19 protein-coding genes are annotated in these 18,076 nt (G+C 60.3%); 12 read left to right on the top strand and 7 right to left on the bottom strand.

Annotation, left to right across the window (positions count from 1 at the left end):
- Positions 1–35: 35 nt before the first annotated feature.
- On the bottom strand, positions 36–323 hold the full coding sequence (locus ACP_RS09065; RefSeq protein ID WP_015897010.1) for a hypothetical protein: 288 nt from the start codon (positions 321–323) through the stop codon (positions 36–38).
- A gap of 123 nt (positions 324–446) precedes the next feature.
- Between ACP_RS09065 and ACP_RS09070 the strand changes: the two genes are divergently transcribed.
- The 5 genes from ACP_RS09070 (at position 447) to ACP_RS09090 (ending at position 6,321) form a co-directional block, all read left to right on the top strand.
- Positions 447–854, top strand: coding sequence for a hypothetical protein (locus ACP_RS09070; protein WP_015897011.1), 408 nt, complete (start codon positions 447–449; stop codon positions 852–854).
- A gap of 65 nt (positions 855–919) precedes the next feature.
- On the top strand, positions 920–2,497 hold the full coding sequence (locus tag ACP_RS09075; RefSeq protein WP_052294770.1) for an acyl-CoA mutase large subunit family protein: 1,578 nt from the start codon (positions 920–922) through the stop codon (positions 2,495–2,497).
- 111 nt (positions 2,498–2,608) lie between these two features.
- Positions 2,609–3,685 carry an alpha/beta hydrolase fold domain-containing protein gene (locus ACP_RS09080; RefSeq protein ID WP_015897013.1) on the top strand — a complete coding sequence of 359 codons (1,077 nt, stop codon included), beginning with the start codon at positions 2,609–2,611 and terminating at the stop codon, positions 3,683–3,685.
- A gap of 104 nt (positions 3,686–3,789) precedes the next feature.
- The gene (locus ACP_RS09085) at positions 3,790–5,079 is read left to right on the top strand and encodes an MFS transporter (RefSeq protein WP_015897014.1); all 1,290 of its coding nucleotides are present in this window, start codon (positions 3,790–3,792) and stop codon (positions 5,077–5,079) included.
- Between the two features lie 81 nt (positions 5,080–5,160).
- Entirely contained in the window at positions 5,161–6,321 is a 1,161-nt protein-coding gene (locus ACP_RS09090; RefSeq protein ID WP_169305956.1) for a lactonase family protein, read from the top strand.
- A gap of 64 nt (positions 6,322–6,385) precedes the next feature.
- Here ACP_RS09090 and lpxC read toward each other — a convergent pair whose 3' ends face one another.
- Positions 6,386–7,303 carry a UDP-3-O-acyl-N-acetylglucosamine deacetylase gene (gene lpxC / locus ACP_RS09095; protein WP_015897016.1) on the bottom strand — a complete coding sequence of 306 codons (918 nt, stop codon included), beginning with the start codon at positions 7,301–7,303 and terminating at the stop codon, positions 6,386–6,388.
- Positions 7,304–7,530: 227 nt separating this feature from the next.
- On the opposite strand from lpxC, the gene ACP_RS09100 reads away from it, so the two are divergent.
- Both ACP_RS09100 and ACP_RS18315 read left to right on the top strand, forming a co-directional pair.
- Positions 7,531–8,610, top strand: a complete 1,080-nt coding sequence (locus ACP_RS09100) for a M20 family metallopeptidase (RefSeq protein ID WP_238525516.1) — start codon at positions 7,531–7,533, stop codon at positions 8,608–8,610.
- Positions 8,611–8,618: 8 nt separating this feature from the next.
- Positions 8,619–8,792 carry a hypothetical protein gene (locus ACP_RS18315; protein ID WP_015897018.1) on the top strand — a complete coding sequence of 58 codons (174 nt, stop codon included), beginning with the start codon at positions 8,619–8,621 and terminating at the stop codon, positions 8,790–8,792.
- A 5-nt stretch (positions 8,793–8,797) separates the two neighbouring features.
- On the opposite strand, the gene ACP_RS09105 is transcribed toward ACP_RS18315, so the two are convergent.
- Together ACP_RS09105 and ACP_RS09110 are read right to left on the bottom strand one after the other, a co-directional pair.
- Positions 8,798–9,370: a Maf family protein gene (locus tag ACP_RS09105; RefSeq protein ID WP_015897019.1), complete on the bottom strand. Its 573-nt coding sequence runs from the start codon at positions 9,368–9,370 to the stop codon at positions 8,798–8,800.
- 69 nt (positions 9,371–9,439) lie between these two features.
- The gene (locus ACP_RS09110; RefSeq protein ID WP_015897020.1) at positions 9,440–10,372 is read right to left on the bottom strand and encodes an isoaspartyl peptidase/L-asparaginase; all 933 of its coding nucleotides are present in this window, start codon (positions 10,370–10,372) and stop codon (positions 9,440–9,442) included.
- Positions 10,373–10,701: 329 nt separating this feature from the next.
- On the opposite strand from ACP_RS09110, the gene ACP_RS09115 reads away from it, so the two are divergent.
- Positions 10,702–11,694: a mechanosensitive ion channel family protein gene (locus tag ACP_RS09115; protein ID WP_238525517.1), complete on the top strand. Its 993-nt coding sequence runs from the start codon at positions 10,702–10,704 to the stop codon at positions 11,692–11,694.
- A gap of 99 nt (positions 11,695–11,793) precedes the next feature.
- On the opposite strand, the gene ACP_RS09120 is transcribed toward ACP_RS09115, so the two are convergent.
- Complete coding sequence (locus ACP_RS09120) at positions 11,794–12,393, bottom strand: YqaA family protein (RefSeq protein WP_015897022.1); 600 nt, start codon at positions 12,391–12,393, stop codon at positions 11,794–11,796.
- A gap of 17 nt (positions 12,394–12,410) precedes the next feature.
- Entirely contained in the window at positions 12,411–12,914 is a 504-nt protein-coding gene (locus ACP_RS09125; RefSeq protein WP_015897023.1) for a MogA/MoaB family molybdenum cofactor biosynthesis protein, read from the bottom strand.
- A gap of 131 nt (positions 12,915–13,045) precedes the next feature.
- Here ACP_RS09125 and ACP_RS09130 point away from each other — a divergent pair, with 131 nt between their 5' ends.
- From ACP_RS09130 to ACP_RS09145, 4 genes are read left to right on the top strand one after another with little or no spacing between them, the layout of a single operon-like run.
- Positions 13,046–14,167, top strand: coding sequence for a cell envelope integrity TolA family protein (locus tag ACP_RS09130; protein ID WP_041839445.1), 1,122 nt, complete (start codon positions 13,046–13,048; stop codon positions 14,165–14,167).
- Between the two features lie 2 nt (positions 14,168–14,169).
- Positions 14,170–14,361, top strand: a complete 192-nt coding sequence (locus ACP_RS09135) for a hypothetical protein (RefSeq protein ID WP_015897024.1) — start codon at positions 14,170–14,172, stop codon at positions 14,359–14,361.
- 26 nt (positions 14,362–14,387) lie between these two features.
- Positions 14,388–15,347 (top strand): tRNA (adenosine(37)-N6)-dimethylallyltransferase MiaA, encoded by a 960-nt coding sequence (gene miaA / locus ACP_RS09140; protein ID WP_015897025.1) that lies wholly within the window; start codon positions 14,388–14,390, stop codon positions 15,345–15,347.
- Positions 15,344–16,864, top strand: a complete 1,521-nt coding sequence (locus tag ACP_RS09145; protein ID WP_015897026.1) for a hypothetical protein — start codon at positions 15,344–15,346, stop codon at positions 16,862–16,864. The genes miaA and ACP_RS09145 overlap by 4 nt, the downstream gene beginning before the upstream one ends.
- A gap of 121 nt (positions 16,865–16,985) precedes the next feature.
- On the opposite strand, the gene ACP_RS09150 is transcribed toward ACP_RS09145, so the two are convergent.
- A complete protein-coding gene (locus tag ACP_RS09150) occupies positions 16,986–17,981 on the bottom strand; it encodes an Ig-like domain-containing protein (RefSeq protein ID WP_015897028.1) in 996 nt (331 codons plus the stop codon).
- Positions 17,982–18,076: the final 95 nt, after the last annotated feature.

The raw sequence follows: 18,076 nt of genomic DNA on the forward strand, positions 1-18,076 counted from the left end.
CACATCACAGCCAAATGCTACGCCGGGAGCAAGCACTACGTCTCGCCGTTCTCTCCCTCGACAGCGATTCGCAGCGATTTGAGGAAGTGAACATCCTGCGCGGTGAACGCGCCCTTCTGCTCGCCGTCTTCTTCGTCCTGCTCGCCTGCTGTTTCTTCAGATGCAAGTTCATTCAGCCCGATGGTTGCCTCCAGCATGAGCAGCACATCAAAGCCGTGATTGCGAATCTCCTGCACAACTCCGGCAATCAGCTCGGACTCTGCGACGCTTTCGTGAATAGCCTCTCCCAGGCGCTCGATGAGCTTGCGTATGGTTTGATCCAAGTGAAACCTCTCCTTCAGCCGCCGCTCTTCCGGGCAGTTCCAGAATCCGATGGCCCTAACATACTCCTACTTGGGATGACGCAGTTACGCAAACGGCTTCGATTACACTGCTAAACTTTTGGCATGGAACCGAAGCGGGTCGGACGCACGGTCGGAATAGGCACGCGCGTCGCAGCCCGGCTGCTGCGCGAGAAAGCCGCCCGGGCGGCGACCGACTCCGCCGCCCGGGCCGAGAAAAATATCCCGGTCTATGCCGATCGCGGCCGGCGGCTGGGGGAAGGCTCCCGGCGGTTCGGACGATCCGTCTGGAAGCCATTCGCAACAGCCTCCCGCGTGCTATGGCTGGAGGTAACAGGCCTCTTCTTTGCAATTTTTACGGTCTTCTTCGGTTCGAATACCTGGCGCTTCCGCGCCGGCTGGGAGCCGGGGCCCCAGCATCGGGAGTTTGTGCTCTATGCGATCTGCACGGCGATCTTTCTGTACTTTACGGTGAGTTCATTTGTGCGGGCTGGCCGCCATAAAAAGGGCTGACAGCGCACTCGCCTCCCTTATCCGTGTGCGACCACTGCTCGCCTTGCTACACTGCTCAGTTCCCCATGACCGATCAGAATAAGCAGGATAAAGCCGTCTACACCCCCGCCGATCTGGAGGCGCTGGGATTTGATCCCGAAACCGATCTGGGATTTCCCGGCGAATACCCCTTCACGCGCGGCATTCAGCCCACCATGTATCGCGGCCGCCTGTGGACCATGCGCCAGTACGCCGGCATGGGGGATGCCGAGGAGAGCAATCGCCGCTACAAGTTTCTGCTGGCGAATGGCACGGCTGGGCTCTCGGTTGCCTTCGACCTGCCGACACAAATCGGCTACGACTCCGACGACCCAATGTCGATGGGTGAGGTCGGCAAAGTCGGCGTGGCCATCGATTCCCTGGAAGACATGGAGCGGCTCTTCGACGGCATTCCGCTCGACAAAATCTCCACCTCTATGACGATCAATGCGACGGCCAGCATCCTGCTGGCGCTCTATGTCGCGGCCGCCAGGCGCGCCGGCGCCGACACGCGCAAGCTCTCGGGCACTGTGCAGAATGATGTGCTGAAGGAATACATCGCGCGCGGCACTTACATCTACCCCGTGCGCCACGCCCTGCGCATCATCACCGACATGTTCGCATGGGCGAACGAGCATGTACCCGACTGGAACACCATCTCTATCTCTGGCTACCACATGCGCGAGGCCGGCTCGACCGCCGCGCAGGAGGTCGCCTTCACCCTTGCCAACGGGGCCACCTATGTCGAGGCCGCAATCGCCGCGAGCCTCGATGTGGATCGCATCGCGCCAAGGCTTTCCTTCTTCTTCAACGCGCATAACAACTTTCTCGAAGAGGTCGCGAAGTTCCGTTGTGCCCGCCGTGTCTGGGCACAGATGATGCGTGAGCATTTCGGCGCGAAAAATCCCCGCTCATGGATGCTGCGCTTCCACACGCAAACCGCCGGCTCCACGCTGACCGCGCAGCAGCCTGAGAACAACATTGTCCGCACCGCACTGCAGGCACTCGCCGCCGTGCTGGGGGGCACGCAATCGCTGCATACCAACGGATTTGACGAAGCCTTGGCACTGCCCACCGAAGAAGCGGCGCGCACGGCATTGCGTACCCAGCAGATCATTGCGTATGAGTCCGGCGCGGCGCAGACGATCGACCCCTTCGCGGGCTCGTACTACATCGAATCCCTCACCGCAAAGCTCGAACGCGACGTCCTGGCTCTGCAGGAACAAATCGCACAGCAGGGCGGCATGCTCGCTGCCATTGAAAAAGGCTGGGTGCAATCTGAAATTCAAAACGCCGCTTATGAATACCAGCGATCTGTGGATTCCGGCGAGGCGACAGTCGTTGGAGTGAACCGGTTCACGCGCGACAACGAGCCGGGCGTGCCCATTCAACGTATCGACGAAGAGTTGGAGCGCAAGCAGATCGAGCGCGTGCGTGCCCTGCGCATGCGCCGTGACGCTGCCCGCTGGCAGGTTTCCCTAGACAGGGTGCGCGACCATGCGCGCAACGGAGCCAATCTAATGCCAGCCATTCTTGAGGCGGTAGAGAGTTACGCGACCGTAGGCGAGATTGCCTCGGCCATGCGTGAAGTCTTCGGAGAATATGAAGAAAGCGTCGTAATCTGATTCCGGCCTGCACAAGCAGACGCAATCCATTGCCTTCAATATCGATGGCAGCGCGATGCTTTCTCGCGAGCCTATACTTCTCCTGCTTTGAAATTCACCTCAGGAGAACTCATGAACCGATTCTGCTCGCTCCTGCTCCTCGCAACTTTCGCAGCCTCGGCCGCACTCGCACAACAGGCCACCACAGCGGCCACGGCTCCCAGGAAAGACTCCAGTTACATCGGCCCCAACGGCACGGCTTACGTCACGCGCGTGGTGCCGGTGCCCACTGACATCAGCCCGCAGGCGCAGGCCTTTCTGGCGCGCCACGAGACCGACGCCAAATCGCATCAGAGCATCGCACAGCAACGTGCGGGCACCGATACCTGGCAGGAGGGCGCAGGCAAAGTTTCGCTGAAACTTTATCCCGCCAAGCTTTCCCGAAGCACCATTGCGGGGGTGCCCGTGCGTATCATCACGCCGCTCACGATACCGCCCAGTCATCGCGACTATGTGCTCATGAACGTGCATGGCGGGGGCTTTATCGTCGATTCGGGTTCGCTGACAGAGACCATCCCCATGGCCAACCTTACGCAGACCAAGGTGGTCTCGGTGCTCTATCCGCTTTCTCCCGAGCATCCCTTCCCTGCTGCCGTGAATGCCTCAGTGGCCGTCTATAAGCAGCTTCTCAAAACCTACCCGGCGAAGCACATCATCATTTACGGCACCTCGGCCGGCGCGATTCTCACCGGTGAAATCGCCGTGGACCTCAAGAAACTCGGACTGCCGGAGCCCTGCGCGCTTGGCATCTTCTCCGGCTTTGGAGACTTCTCTAAGCCCGGCGACTCCCAGTCTCTCTTTGCGTTGGATGGCCTCTCCGGCTATCTCGCCCCGCCGAACCCGGGCAAGCTCATGCTTCCCGAATATGAAGGCAAGACAAATCCTCGCGATCCTGTTCTGTCGCCGGTTTATGCCAATCTCAGCGGATTGCCGCCCACGCTCTTTCTCACCAGTACTCGCGACCTGCTGCTGAGCGGCACCACCATTCTCGACCGGAAATTTTTCGATGCCGGCGACAAGACACAGCTCATCGTCTTTGAAGCACTGCCGCATGCTTTCTGGAACAATCCGCGCATGCCCGAGGCCAAACAAGCTGACCACGACATGGCGAATTTCTTCAGTGAGCACCTCTATGCCACGCAGCACTGATTCCATTTTTCTTTCTGGCATCGGGCAAGGCTACGGCCTTGCCCGCATCCTATCTGCATCACATTTGGCCGCGTTTCCATCTCATACAAGTACTCTGATAAGGCATGGCTTTCGATTCCGCTGTCTCTCATAGCCGCCGCTGGCGCATCGCAGTACTGCTGGGCATTGGCGTACTCATTGACTTCTTTGACCGGGTAAACATCTCGGTTTCGCACGACTCACTGGTGCACGCCTTTCATATCTCTGACGTCACCTTTGGCATACTCGCCAGTGCTTATGCCTGGACCTACGCGATCATGCAGATTCCGGTCGGGGTCATGCTCGACCGCATCGGCGTGAAGCTGATTGGCCGCGTCTCCACGCTGCTCTGGAGCCTCTCTTCGTTTCTTGCCGCCGTAGCGCCTGGTATCGGCTCCTTCTTTGCGGCGCGACTTCTGCTTGGCGTGGGCGAAGCGCCGGTCTTTCCCTCCAATGCCAAAGCGACTGGCTACTGGTTCCCAGAGAATGAGCGCAGCTTCGCCACGTCGTTCTTCGATGCGGCGGCCAAGCTCGCCTCGGCGATTGGAGTGCCCATTCTCGGTCTGCTGCTGATTCACTTCGGCTGGCGCTGGATGTTCGGCGTCTCCGGCTTCATCAGTCTCGCCTATTGCGCCGTATTCTGGGTTGTCTATCGCAATCCCAGCCAGGACCGCAAACTCTCTGAGCAAGAAAGGCGCATTCTGCGCGAAGGCAATGCGCAGCCCGAGGGTGTGGCCAAAACTACGCACGGAGCGCCACTGCTCTATCTCATGCGCAATCGCGAAGTCATCGGCGCATCCATCGGCTTTGCAGCCTACAACTGGACCTTTTATCTGCTGCTCACCTGGCTGCCGGATTACCTTTCGAAGACCCTGCACATCAACTTGCTGCATTCGGTGCTCTACACCAGCGTGCCGTGGGCTATTGCAACCGTGACCGACCTTGTCATTGGCGGCTGGCTCGTCGATCACCTGGTGCGCCGGGGCTTTTCCGCGTGGAAGGTGCGCCAGACGGTGCTCTGCGTGGGCATGGCTTGCGGCGCGGGCATCTTTGGCGCGGGTTTTGCTCACACTCCCATGCAGGCGCTCTTCTGGATCAGCCTTTCTATCGGCGGCCTCGGCGCCATGGCTCCTGTGGGATGGTCGATTCCTTCGCTCATCGCGCCTAAGGAGAGCGTGGGCCGTATTGGCGGCATCATGAACTTCCTAACTCAACTTGCGGCGATTGGAGCGCCCATCGTCACGGGATTCTTCGCCAGGGAGCACAACTTCAAGGGAGCCTTTCTGGTCGCCGCGCTGTTGCTTGCCATCGGCATCGCCGCCTATCTTTTTCTGCTGGGCAAGATGCACGTCATCCCTGAGCCGGAAGAGGCATAGAGCAGGCTGCGAGCCACGACATGCGCTGCCGGAGCATCCCCGGGATGACGGCAAAGCATCCTCTAAGGGATGATGGATTCCATGGCACTGAATCGTCGTGAATTCCTGCGTTCGGCCGCTGTCGCTCCGGTAGCGGCCAAGCATCTCTGGTCACATCCTCACGAGAAGGCCAAACGCCGTCTGCTCTTTGTGGGCACTCGTACCGACAAAACCAGCAAGGGCATCTATGCCTACCGCTGGGACCCGGAGCAGGGCGAACTCACCTCGCTGGGCCTCGCCGTCGAGAGCCAGGAGCCAACCTTTCTCACTGTTCATCCCAATGGCGAGTTTCTTTATGCAGCCAACGAGCTGGATGAATTTGAAGGAGCCAAGAGCGGAGCCGTCAGCGCATTTCGCATTGACCGGGAGCAGGCGCGGCTGCATCCGATCAATCAGATTGCCTCAGAGGGAACCGAAACCTGTAACGTGAATGTCAGCCACACGGGTTATGCTGCCTTCTGCGCCAACTATGCCAGCGGCAGCATGTCGTCGTTCTTTCTCAATCCCTCGGGAGCGCTCAGCGCGCCGGTCTCGCACTTCCAGTACCATGGCCACGGACCGAATCCAGAGCGTCAGGCTGGCCCGCACGCGCACCGCGTCACACCATCCCCTGACGACCGTTTCCTGCTGGTGAACGACCTCGGCCTGGATCGGATTCACATCTATCGTCTCGACGCCGCCAATGCGAAGCTCACGCCCAATGACCCTCCACATTGGGAGGCCTTTGCTGGCTCAGGACCGCGCGCGCTGCATTTTCACCCAAATGGGCATGTAGCGTATGTCGTCTTTGAAATGGGATCGGCCGTGCAGGCTCTGCACTGGGACAAGGAAAAGGGTACGCTCCACGCCTTGCAGGATCCGATTCACCTCACACCCCCCACCTATCACGAAATCAGCACCGGCTGCGACATGGTTCTGGACCACAAGGCGCGCTTCGCCTACGTGATCAATCGTTTCTACAACCGCATCATTACCTTTTCCGTAGACCATGACGGCAAGCTGACGCTGCTGCACCGCAGTTCCTGCGGCGGCGAGGTTCCGCGCCATCTTGCGCTGGACCCCACCGGACGCTGGCTACTCCTCGCCAATCAAAAATCGGACAACATTGCCGTCTTTGAGATTCATCCTGAAACAGGCGTGGTCTCGGACAAACCGGCCAAGAGTTATCCGATCTCGATTCCGCAGTGCTTGTTGTTTGTGTAGAGGATAGGAAGAATTTGCGGTCCCGGCTCCCATCCTGAGCGCGCATGGTGCGTAAAGGGTGGGATTACACCGTCACCAGACGCCGCGCGGGAACTGCTTCCTTCGCGGCTTTCTTTTCTGCGAGTGTCACCAGTTCCCATGCAGACTTGTCTTTCAACAGCCGTGAGACCAGGGCCGTGTGCATGGCGTGGCCGGCGCGCTCGGCCTTTACGTGGCCAAGAATCTGGTGTCCCACCAGGGCGAGGTCTCCAATCAGATCCAGCACCTTGTGGCGCACAAACTCGTCGTCAAAGCGCAGCGGCCCGTTGACCACGGCCTGGCGCGTGAGGATAATCGCGTTCTCCTCTGAAGCGCCGCGAATCAGACCCATGTCACGCAACTTGCTCTCGTCTTCCTTGTAGCCAAAGGTGCGCGCGGGAGCGATCTCTTTGCCGTAATTGCGCGATGCCAGATCCACCACGAAGCCCTGACGCCCAATCGGTGAAGGAAAGTCAATCTGGTAGGAGACGCGATAGCCCTCGCCCGGATATACGCCGATGAACTTGTCCCCGTCGCGCACTTCCACACTCTTCAGCACGCGCAGGTACTGCCGCTTGCGGCGCTGCATGCGCAGGCCCACCCGGCGAAATGCCTCCACGTAAGGCATCGCGCTGCCATCCAGAATCGGCAGCTCCAGGTTATTCAACTCCACGATTACGTTGTCCACGCCCATGCCGACCAGCGCGGAAAGCAGATGCTCGGTGGTCGAGATGAGCACGCTCTGGCGCATGAGGCTTGTGGCATAACTCACCTTGGCTACATTGCGCCCGGTCGCGGCAATCTCGAAGCCCTCGAGGTCGGTGCGCCGAAAGACAACACCCATGCCCGCCGTAGCCGGCAGCAAGCGCATGCACACGGGTGCCCCGCTATGCAGGCCGGTACCATGAAACTCAAGGGGAGCGCTGACAGTGTGCTCGTAGTGAACGGCGTCGAACAAAGACATGACCTCAGTGAAGCAATAGACTATCCTTTGCAATACAAAGTTTAGCTGTTGCTTTTTTGCCACAGTAAGGGCTGGCAATGGCACAGCCGTCCATGATCTGCAGGAGATCGCTCATGCCCAGCCGCCGACGAGCTTCGAACTCTGCCCCTTTTGACCCTCAAGCTCTACTTCTGCTCGCACGGAATGCCGAGGATGCCCAACTCCGTCTGCTGCAGCAACTTGTTGAAATGGAATCACCTAGCATGGATCGTGAGGCCGTCAACCGTTGCGTGCAGGTGGTTGCGGAAGCGGGCGTTCGCCTGGGAGGGAAACCAAAACGGTACAGCAATTCCCAATTTGGCGACACGCTGGAACTGCGCTTTGCCAGCCGCAAACGGGGACGTCCCCTGTTACTTCTTGGGCACCTCGACACGGTCTGGCCGCTCGGGACACTCCGCCGCATGCCGTTCCGCATCGCGCTTGAGCCGGGCGGCGAGCGCATTGCCGGGCCCGGCATCTATGACATGAAAGCTGGCGTGACCATGGCGCTAACGGCGATTGAGATTCTGCAGAAGACCGATCAACTCTCGCGACCGGTCACGCTGCTGCTGGTCAGCGACGAGGAAGTAGGCAGCCTCTTCTCACGGCCGATCACCGAGAAGCTGGCACGTGAATCAGCAGCCGTTTTTGTGCTTGAGCCTGCGCAAGGACGCACCGGGGCCTATAAGACCGCGCGCAAGGGAGTCGGAGACTACACGCTGCGCGTGCGCGGCGTGGCCGCACACAGCGGGGTGGATTTCACCAGTGGCCACTCGGCCATCGAAGAGCTGGCCCGGCAGATCGAGCAGATTCGCGGCTTCACTGAACTGGAGAGGGGCCTCACGCTCAATGTGGGCGTGATTCGCGGGGGCAGCGCCCGCAACGTGATTGCCGCACACGCCGAGGCGGATATCGACGTGCGCATTGCCCGGGCGGGCGATGCGGCACGCATTGATAAAAAACTCAAGAAATTGCGCCCCCGCGACCCGCGCTGCGTCTTATCCATAGAAGGTGGCGTCAACCGGCCGCCCATGGAGCGCTCGCGCGCCACGGTAGCACTCTTCCGTCAGGCACAAACGCTAGCCCGGCAGATGGGCTTTGCGCTCGATGAGGCTTCGACGGGCGGCGGATCGGACGGCAACTTCACGGCGGCACTTGGCGTCCCAACACTAGACGGCATGGGAGCCGTCGGTGAGGGTGCGCACGCGACGCACGAGTCCATCTTCCGTAAGGATCTGGCTCCGCGCACTGCATTGCTCGCAGCCATGATAGGGAGTGCAGAGAGGTAAGGGTCGAAATGATCAAGTGGATCGAGTTTGCGTTTCTCGGCGCGTCGTTGGCGGTCATTCTTGGCCTGGTCATGGCCGGCCCAAAATTCAAGACGCCGCCGAGCACGGACGAGGTGCCGCTCGGCGCGGCCGATCCGCCCGCCTCCAGCTCTGACAGCGAAGAGCAACCGCAAACGACGTAATCCTGTTACCGCGTCCTCTTGGCCTGAATTCCTTCGAGCATTGCCGTCACGAGCGCCAGCGGTAAGCCCACTACATTGAAATAGCAGCCGTGTATGCGCGGAATCCATCGCGCGGCATACCCCTGAATGGCATACGCCCCAGCTTTGTCCCGCGGTTCGCCCGTCTGAATGTACGAGGCAATTTCAGCATCGCTGAGCGTGCGCATGGTCACGTAAGTGACCTCGGCAGCAGTCTCCGCATGGCTGCCCTGCAGCAGCGCCACACCGGTGATCACTGTATGCGTTGCACCGGCCAGCAGGCGCAGCATGCGCGCTGCATCCTGATCGTTTTCCGGTTTGCCCAGCATTTCTCCGGTGGGCGACACGACCGTGGTGTCTGCCCCCAGAACAATCGAATCGGCGGGCTGAACAGCGTGTACAGCCACGGCTTTTTCGCGCGCCAGCCGCGTTACATAGGCGATTGGGTTCTCCCCTTCGCGCACCGATTCATCAATGCCGGCCACGGCAGTAGAAAATTCATATCCCGCCTGCGCCAGCAATTCGCGACGGCGCGGGGAAGCAGAAGCAAGTACGAGCATGGACTCGATTATTTCAGACGCGGCCGAGACCGTTGTGGGCTTGGCGCTGCAGAAATCAAGCAGAGTAGATCACCCTCTGAACTCGAGCCCTACGCGCGGTCCCTGCGCATCGCATACGCCCCAGGCCATCTGCGGAGTATTATGCGCAATGCCCCAGCGCCCATCAGGGCTCAACAGAATCATGCCGGCATGGCCTTGCAGCCGCCGCGCCAGATACGCAATGGCCGCTTGCGCCGCCTCTTCCGGAGCCATTCCGGACTGCACGCGATCGGTCGCCCATTTGCCCAGGACCAGTTTCATGATGGGCTCGCCCCACCCCGTGAGCGAGACGGCCGCACTGAGGTTGTCGGCATAGCATCCGCAACCGATGAGCGAAGAATCACCCACCCGCCCCGGAGCCTTATTCAGAGTGCCGCCCGTCGAAGTCGCGGCGGCGATACGGCCCTCAGAGTCAAGCGCTACGGCTCCCACGGTGTCATGGGAGGCCAGTGGATCGTCACCGGCAAAGGTGGTGTCAGGCAGTCCGGCTTTGGCTTTTTCCTGCGCCGACCGCAACCGCTCCCGCTCGCGGTCAAGCACCAGTTCGGCATTGTCGATCAAAGCCATGCCGTGCTCCTGCGCGAACTCTTCGGCGCCCTGGCCCACAAAATAAACATGATGGCTTTTCTCAAGCACCAGCCGCGCGGCCTGAATGGGGTTCTTGAGCCGCTCCACGCATGCCACGCCGCCGGCGAGCATGCGCGCGCCGTCCATCAATAGGGCATCCATCTGCACGCGGCCATCGCGGGTCAAAAAGCTGCCGGTCGCGGCATCGAAGGTAGGGTCATCTTCGAGAACCGTAACGGCGGCCTCGACCGCATCGAGCGCGGAGCCGCCTTTTTCAAGCACGGCATAGCCTTGGGCGAGCGCCGTGCTTACACCTTGGCGGTGGGCCTCGCGCGCATCTTCAGGAATGGCCCAGGCACCGCCGTGGACCAGTAAAACCGGGGTTACTTTTCGCATATCGGACCCCTGAGTATACGGGATGGCAGCCTGTTCACGCCTTTCTGCCATCTACTTATTTGTCCCCCTCAGCAGGTGCTTTTACGGCGTCGGTCGAGATGCCTGCCTGTAACCTTTTAGGCAAGATTTTTTCGCAAGGAGCATGCATGCATCACCTTACGGTTCTTCCAGCGGTTGTTCTAGCTATTTTGGGACAGATTTTCAAAAGCGGGCAGGGACAGACGCACAGAATTATCGTAGGGACCGCCGTGCTCCTCGGTGCGCTCTTCGTGGCGTACGGTATTTACTTCGTCGTTTTCCGTTTTGTGCTCCGACGCAAGATTTCGCTGATGAACCATCGCTTTATCGGCCGCTTCAGCCGTCCGGCATTCTGGATCTTTGGCATCGCGGCCGCGATGAGCGCCGTCCCCTTCTTCCAGCTCAACGATTCGATGGCCGGCACGGTTGAGCATATTCTTCACATCATTTTTCTTATTTGCATCGGCTGGGTACTGGTCGCCTTCGTTTATACCTTTGAAGACGTCATGGTGCGGCGCTACGACATGAGCACCGCGGATAACCTCAACGCCCGCCGTATTCGTACCCAGCTTGCCGTCATTCGCCGCATCGCGCTCATCTTCGTTTTTGTGTTGACGGCGGGTCTCGTACTCTACACCTTCAATCACACGCGCATCTGGCAATATGGCGCGGGCTTGATTGCATCGGCCGGACTCGCCTCTTTTGCACTCGCCAGCGCGGCCAAAACCACCGTGGGCAACATGCTAGCGGGCATTCAGATTGCCTTGACCGAGCCGATTCGCCTCGATGACGTGGTGATTGTAGATGGCCAGTGGGGCCGCATTGAGGAGATTACCTCGGCCTATGTCGTAGTGAAAATCTGGAATCTCGAACGCCTCATCGTGCCGCTCACCTGGTTCATCGAGAATCCATTTCAGAATTGGACCCGCACTTCCTCTGATTTGATTGGCACCTTTTATATCTACGTGGACTACACCTGCCCGGTCGATCCGCTGCGCAAAGAGTTTGAGCGCATATTGAAAGAGACGACACTGTGGGACGGCAAGGCGCAGGTGCTGCAAGTCACCGACCTCTTCAAGACGACCATGCAGTTGCGCTGTCTGCTGAGTGCAACTGACTCGGGCAAGCTCTTTGACCTGCGCTGCCTCGCCCGCGAGAAGATGATCCTCTTCATCCAGCAAAACTATCCGCAGCACCTGCCGACCCTGCGCTTTGCCGAGAACGCACGCGATCAGGAGCATTCACATGAAAATGCGCTTCGGAGCGCGGCACTCGAAGCGAAGACAAACTCGCCCGCACCTTGAGTGCAGATGATTCGCTGCCGAGGCTACGAGATTCTTCGCAGCCTCGGCAGCGGGTGAAGGTTGTGCGGAGTCGGAGAGATGAACGGCTCTTGCAGAGCCTTACTCTTTGACAGGCTTCAGCGCTCGCCACACCAGCCACCAGACAATCAGTCCAATGAACGCCAGCGAGCAGACCAGCAGCAGAATCAGGTGCTTGTGTACGAGTTTGCCGAACAGAACGATGATCTCAGGCCCGTATAACACGGTGAGCAGCCCCTCCACCATGTAGCGAATGGTGCGCCCGATAAACACAGCCAGCAGAAACTGCGGCGTTCTCATCTCGAAGACGCCCGCACCAAACACAAACAGCTTCCAGGGCGTGGGTGGCGGCATCATGGACGGGATGATCATCGCCATCATCTCCTGCCGTTCAAAGCGGTCGCGCAGCGCCTCAAAGCGTTTGCGATCAATACGCCGCAGCAGGAAGAGCTCGCCACCGGCACGGCCAAGGTAATACGGAATGAGAGCGCCAATCGAGGAGCCCACGCCGGCCATGATGGCGTAGATATAAAAATGCCAGCGGTCCGACCAGGCATATCCGGCCATGATGAGGTCCATGGGGAGCGGGATTGAGCTGGCGTCGATAAATGCGATCACTCCCGCGCCCCAGAAGCCCAGCGGCTTCACAAAGGCGAGGAGAAAAACCTTCCACTTCGTCAATAAGGCGATAAAGCGCTTCAATGGACTTCCTGATCTCGGGCGGTATCGTCGTGCTGAGTGTCGCCCTGCAGCAGGCGAAGCGCATGCGGCAGCAATGGCAGCACCGCGCGCAGTGAGGTCACAGCGCCGCGCGGACTTCCCGGTAAATTCAAGATGATTGACAAGCCCGCTGTGCCGCAAAAAGCTCGGCTCAAAACGGAAAAAATTGTCTCCTGACGGCCTTCGGACCGCATCAGCTCCGCCACGCCATCGAGCGAGCGGTCACACAGGGGCCGCGTCGCGTCTGGAGTCACGTCGCGCGGGCCAATCCCAGTGCCGCCGGTCGTCACAACCAGGCGCGCCTGGGCCAGGCAGCCAAGCAGCTCCGCCTGGATGGCCGCCACCTCATCGGGCACGGTGCGTCGCAAAATCACCGAAAATCCCGCCTCCGCCAATGCCAGCGCCACCGCGGGACCGGAAACGTCTTCACGTTCGCCCCGAAAACAAGAGTCACTGACGGTGATAACCGCGGAAGAAATCATCTTTCTCGATTGTAAGGGGAAGAATTCCTTCCGGAAGTTAGGGATTTTCCGCCTTCAATGAGAGAATTTGCAGAGGAGCCACGCAGCCCCCTTCGGAAGGGGTTTTGCTTCGCCCCTGTTGCAGATTCAGCATGCCGATCACTGAAGTCCCAACGAACCAGGCACCTCCTGAGCCGCCGACGCCCAGGAATACGCGCAACCGTTACGAAGACCTGGACGCCGATCATCTCCTCCACGTCATTGAAGACCTGGAGGACGCAAAGTCGTGGGGACGCGTGCGCGAGATGATCTGGGTATCGATCATTCTGCACTTGCTCGTGGCCTGGTTTCTCATCTACGGCCCCAAGCATCTCTGGCATGTTCGCGTGGTTACGCCGGCAGAGCAGTTGCGGGAGCATCCTCCCAAGCAACTCTCCTACATCCAGCTTCCGCCCGATCTGCTGAAGCAGAAGCCCAAGCAGACCAATATTATTTCCGACCAGAATCGAGTAGCCGAAAGCAAGCACCCGGTTCCGGTCAAGAAGACCCCGCAGCAGTTGGAAGCGATGCGCAGGGCGGGAGAATTGCGTTCGCCCGGACGGCCACAACGGCCTGCCCCGCAGCAGCGGCCCGCCCCAACCCAGCAGGCGCAGCGGCCCATGCCGCGTGGCGCGCAGCCGCAGGCCCAGCGCGCTCCCAAGACACCTCCGGCGCAACCGCTGCCCAACAACAGCCAGTCGAAGTTAAGCGCTCCCGCGCCCGCGCCAAAGATTCAGAACTTCCGCGCCAGCACCAGCGTCTCGCCCGGCGAGCAGCTTCAGCAGGCTCTTCGCGCGGCCTCGCGCGGCTCCTATTACGGAGGAGGCGGAGGCGGCCAGAACGGCGGCGATGAAGGCATGAATGCGCCCGTGCAGCACAACGGCGAGCAGGGAGCCGTCGAGATTCTGAGCGACACGATGGGCGTGGACTTCAGCCACTATATCCAAAAAGTCATCGAGGCCACCAAACGGGCCTGGTATCCCATCATTCCCGAAGAGGCACGTCCGCCCCTCAATAAGCAGGGTGAGGTTGCGATCCGCTTTGAGATTTACCCAGACGGCAGCGTGCACGTGATGCAGCTTTACGGCCCATCGGGCGATGTTGCGCTCGACCGCGCGGCCTGGGGTGGCATCACGGGCGCTTCACCCTACCCGCCGCTCCCCAAGCAGTTCAAGGGCAAATATCTGGCCCTGCAGTTCAACTTCCTATACAACGAAACTCCGGGTGGTCAATAGCCATGTCAGACTCGCAGCCGTCCCGCGAGTCTGGTCCCGGCTCGCAAAAACCAGCGGCAGGGCGTGATCCGGACCGTGTGCCGCGCCAGCAGGTGCGCGGCCTGATTCTGCTGGCGGTGCTTCTCGCTTTCTTTGCGCTGATGCGGGCCAACTGGCATGCTCTCTTCGCGCCCGGCTGGTGGCGCATCTTTTGAGCCGCGTCCCCGATACAGATCCTGTCTTGCAACCACTTCTGGTGGTGCTGCTCGGCCCGACCGCAAGTGGAAAAACTGCGCTCTCCCTCGCGCTTGCCGAGCGCTTCAACGGCGAGATTGTCAGTTGCGATTCGATTGCAGTCTACCGCGAGCTGGAGATCGGTTCGGCCAAGCCCTCACTCGCCGAGCGCGCCCGAGTGCCCCATTACCTCATTGACGTCTTTGGCCCGCAGGAATGGTGCACGGCCGGAGACTACAGCCGTCTGGGCCGCGCCGCGATCGCTGAGATTAGCGGCCGCCAACATCTGCCGATCGTGACCGGGGGGACAGGTTTTTATCTGCGAGCGCTGATCGACGGCCTCTTCCCAGGGCCGCCGCGCTCCGCCAAACTGCGCGAGCGCCTCGAACGGAGCGCGCAACGTCATCCTGCGGGGTGGTTGCATCGCCTGCTCCAGCGGCTCGATGCGGCCGCAGCGGAACGTATTCATGCGAATGACACGCCAAAGCTCATTCGCGCCATTGAGGTGTGCCTCGCCGCACGGCAGCCCATCACACAGGCCTGGCAGGCAGGCCGCGATCCTCTCACCGGCTACCGCGTGCTGCGCATTGGCCTCAACCCTGACCGGCAAGCACTTTATGCACGCATCGATGGCCGCGCCCAGTCGATGTTTGAGTACGGCTTGCTCGAGGAGACCAGCTACATCATGAAGACATACGGCAATACTCTGCCTACGCTCGATGCGCTCGGGTACCGGCAGGCGAAACAGGTGCTGAGCGGCGAGCTTGCGCTGAAGGATGCCATCGCGGCCGCGCAGCAGGGCCACCGCAACTATGCCAAGCGCCAGCTCACCTGGTTTCGACGCGAACCGGAGGTCCATTGGCTGGCCGGGTTTGGCGACGATCCCGCCATTGAGGCTGCCGCGTGTCAAATCATTCAGACAGCGCTCGCCGCGCCGCATTCCACACCGGAGAAGCCACAAGAGTGAAGAAGTCTTCCCGCGCCATCTTCACCGCCATCTTCGCGCCCGCCCCCAATCGCACGCCGTGGAGCCTCTTCGCTGGGCTCACCGTGTTGATTCTCTTCGTACAGGGCTACCACCCGTGGTCAAACGACGCCGGCATTTATCTCGCCGGTGTCCGCAAGTTGATTGATTCCGGCTTATACCGCTCCGATGCGCCGTTCATCGTCTCTCACACTCATCTGTCGATTTTTGCTCCCGCGCTGGCTCATTTCATTCGGCTTACCCACGCCAACTTCGCCTGGGCAATCTTCGGCGCGTACCTGTTTTCTACCGCGCTTTTTCTCTACGCCTGCTGGCAGGTCGCCGTGCGGCTGCTGACCTCTCAGCGCGCACGCCTTGGCGCTCTTTGGATGGCCGCGGCCCTTTATTCCCTGCCAGTCGCGGGTACCGCGCTGGTCATCATGGACCCATACCTGACTGCGCGCTCTTTTTCCACGCCGCTTGATCTGCTGGCTGTCTCCGCTGCGCTCGACCGCCGCTATATGCGCACCGGCATCTGGATAGTGCTTGCCGCGCTGCTGCATCCGCTCATGGCGGCCTTTGCATTTGCGTTCGTAGTGATACTGATTGCGCTGGACCGGGAACGGCCTCGCTTTGCCCTGAGCCTCTGCATCATGGGCATACTCGCCGCAGCTATCGCCTATTGGAATGGCCTCTTCGAGCCTATTTTTCTTGCATATCGTGAGGCATTGCTGCTCCCGGCACATACATTTCTTTTTCTTGGCCGCTGGCAGTGGTACGAGATCGCAGGAGCCGTACTGCCGCTGATTCTTTTCGCTGTCACCGCGTGGAAGTCTGGCCTTCGCAGCCGCATCGCCCAGACATGCCTGGCCGCGCTACTGACGGGGGCCAGCAGCCTCATCATCGCAGCCTCCTTTGTTCCCGTGCGCGGGCCATATCTACTGGTCCCCCTGCAGGTCATGCGCATCGATCACATCCTGTATGCACTCGGTGTCATCCTCTTTGGCGGATTGGTCGCGCACCTCACACGCCGCCACACATGGATCGCATTTGTCTTCTTTCTCCTGGCCTTCACCGGCATGGGCGTTGCCGCGCACCTGAGCTATCCAGGATGCCGCGCGGTCGAATGGCCCGGCCTTGCGCCCAAAAATCCCTGGTCACAGGCATTTCTCTGGATACGCGGCCACACACCACCCAATGCAGTCTTTGCTTTCAATCCGAGGCTCGTTTACCAACCCGAAGAAGACGAGCAGGGCTTCCGCGTACTGTCAGAGCGCAGCCAGTTGCCCGATGACAAGGACGCCGGAGTCGTCGCCGTCTTCCCCAGCCTCGCCTTCCGCTGGGCACGCGAGCGCAACGCAACGCTGCACATCAACGCCGAATCCGACGCCGAGCGCGTCAAAACACTCACGCCTCTTGGAGTCACATGGATACTGCTGCCCCCGAGTGCCGCGACACAATTCTCCTGCCCCTATAGCAACGAGGTAATCAAGGTTTGCCAACTACCGAGGCATTCATAGCCCGGCCCTCTCTGGCCAGTATCGCGATGGCCACCACGCCTGAGCCGGTTGGCGTTGCCGCCAGCCAAAACACCAAGGCCGGAGCATCTGCCCCGGCCTCGTGAATTTCCACTCTTGCGTTCTACTGCACCGTCAGCGCAATGCAGGCGGCACCCGAGCAGCCCGAGCTTGACGTCGCCTGCTGCACCTGCGTGCCGTTGGACGAGTAGGCTGAAACCACCAGAGTGTAGGAGCCCTTCGGCGTTCCGGGGTTTGGGAACGGCTTGTGCAGCAGGTAGCCATAACGCGCGCCGCACGCCGTCAATCCAGCCGTACAGACCGCCAGCAACGCAACCATGCCCATCATGCGAAGCGCATTTCCGTTCTTGCGGCGCAGCGCGACCACACCGAACAACGCAAATCCGCCCGGCAACAGGAAGGCGAGATAAGTCTGTCCACGATGGAAGGGCGTCTCGTTCTTTGAGGAATAAATGCCAGAGGCCGCGTAGGTATTAATCTGCATTGAGCTCGTCATCGAGCCATTGGCGGTGAGGGCGAGAGTGTCAGGGCTGAATGCACAATCCGCCTCCTGCCCGAGTGTGGCCGGCAGGAAGGAACAGGAAAGATCGACGGTACCTGCAAAGCCGTTTACGGAGTTCACCGTGAGCAGCACCGTGGTGTACTGCCCCGCCGTCAACGTGACAGATGAGGGCGTGGCCGTCACATTAAAACTCGCTACGGTGGACGTAGTATCTGCCGACACGGCCGCAGGCACAGAGGCCGAGAGCGCATAATCGCTGGTCACCGGATGATAGACCGCGGTTACCTGCGAAACGCCCGCAGGTAGCGAACTCACTGTGAGCGATGCCGTTCCATTCTGCACAAAAGCCGATCCCAGCGAGCCCTTTGAGGTCTCAAAGCTGACCGAGCCACTGTTCAGCGGAGCGCTGGTCATGCCGGAGACCGTCGCCTGCAGTGTCAGCTTCCCGTTCACGCTACTCGTGCTCAGGTTCGTGCGCGTCACCTGCTGCGCATGCGCAGCAGGAATCGAGAGGAGGGTAAGAACGGTGAGGAGCACCACATAGATTGCCGCGCTGGGTTTGCGCTCGCCCGCGCCATACGAAAACTGCCGAATCATTCGTTAGATCTCTGCTTCCTGAACCGCTGGGGTTGGTCTGCCCGTATTGTATAGGAGGCCACTCCACGCCTGCCCCGGAATTCGACTGGAAGCTT

It is taken from the genome of Acidobacterium capsulatum ATCC 51196, from assembly GCF_000022565.1.
GTDB lineage: Bacteria > Acidobacteriota > Terriglobia > Terriglobales > Acidobacteriaceae > Acidobacterium > Acidobacterium capsulatum.

What these genes read in the sequence shown, in the direction of transcription:
- ACP_RS09105 (WP_015897019.1), bottom strand. Translation starts at nt 9,370, where the DNA reads ATGCTCGTACTTGCTTCTGCTTCCCCGCGCCGTCGCGAATTGCTGGCG.
- ACP_RS09135 (WP_015897024.1), top strand. Translation starts at nt 14,170, where the DNA reads ATGTCAGACTCGCAGCCGTCCCGCGAGTCTGGTCCCGGCTCGCAAAAA.
- ACP_RS09130 (WP_041839445.1), top strand. Translation starts at nt 13,046, where the DNA reads ATGCCGATCACTGAAGTCCCAACGAACCAGGCACCTCCTGAGCCGCCG.
- ACP_RS09150 (WP_015897028.1), bottom strand. Translation starts at nt 17,981, where the DNA reads ATGATTCGGCAGTTTTCGTATGGCGCGGGCGAGCGCAAACCCAGCGCG.
- ACP_RS09115 (WP_238525517.1), top strand. Translation starts at nt 10,702, where the DNA reads ATGAACCATCGCTTTATCGGCCGCTTCAGCCGTCCGGCATTCTGGATC.
- ACP_RS09085 (WP_015897014.1), top strand. Translation starts at nt 3,790, where the DNA reads ATGGCTTTCGATTCCGCTGTCTCTCATAGCCGCCGCTGGCGCATCGCA.
- ACP_RS09070 (WP_015897011.1), top strand. Translation starts at nt 447, where the DNA reads ATGGAACCGAAGCGGGTCGGACGCACGGTCGGAATAGGCACGCGCGTC.
- ACP_RS09110 (WP_015897020.1), bottom strand. Translation starts at nt 10,372, where the DNA reads ATGCGAAAAGTAACCCCGGTTTTACTGGTCCACGGCGGTGCCTGGGCC.
- lpxC (WP_015897016.1), bottom strand. Translation starts at nt 7,303, where the DNA reads ATGTCTTTGTTCGACGCCGTTCACTACGAGCACACTGTCAGCGCTCCC.
- ACP_RS09100 (WP_238525516.1), top strand. Translation starts at nt 7,531, where the DNA reads ATGGAATCACCTAGCATGGATCGTGAGGCCGTCAACCGTTGCGTGCAG.
- ACP_RS09125 (WP_015897023.1), bottom strand. Translation starts at nt 12,914, where the DNA reads ATGATTTCTTCCGCGGTTATCACCGTCAGTGACTCTTGTTTTCGGGGC.
- ACP_RS09075 (WP_052294770.1), top strand. Translation starts at nt 920, where the DNA reads ATGACCGATCAGAATAAGCAGGATAAAGCCGTCTACACCCCCGCCGAT.
- ACP_RS09090 (WP_169305956.1), top strand. Translation starts at nt 5,161, where the DNA reads ATGGCACTGAATCGTCGTGAATTCCTGCGTTCGGCCGCTGTCGCTCCG.
- ACP_RS09080 (WP_015897013.1), top strand. Translation starts at nt 2,609, where the DNA reads ATGAACCGATTCTGCTCGCTCCTGCTCCTCGCAACTTTCGCAGCCTCG.
- ACP_RS18315 (WP_015897018.1), top strand. Translation starts at nt 8,619, where the DNA reads ATGATCAAGTGGATCGAGTTTGCGTTTCTCGGCGCGTCGTTGGCGGTC.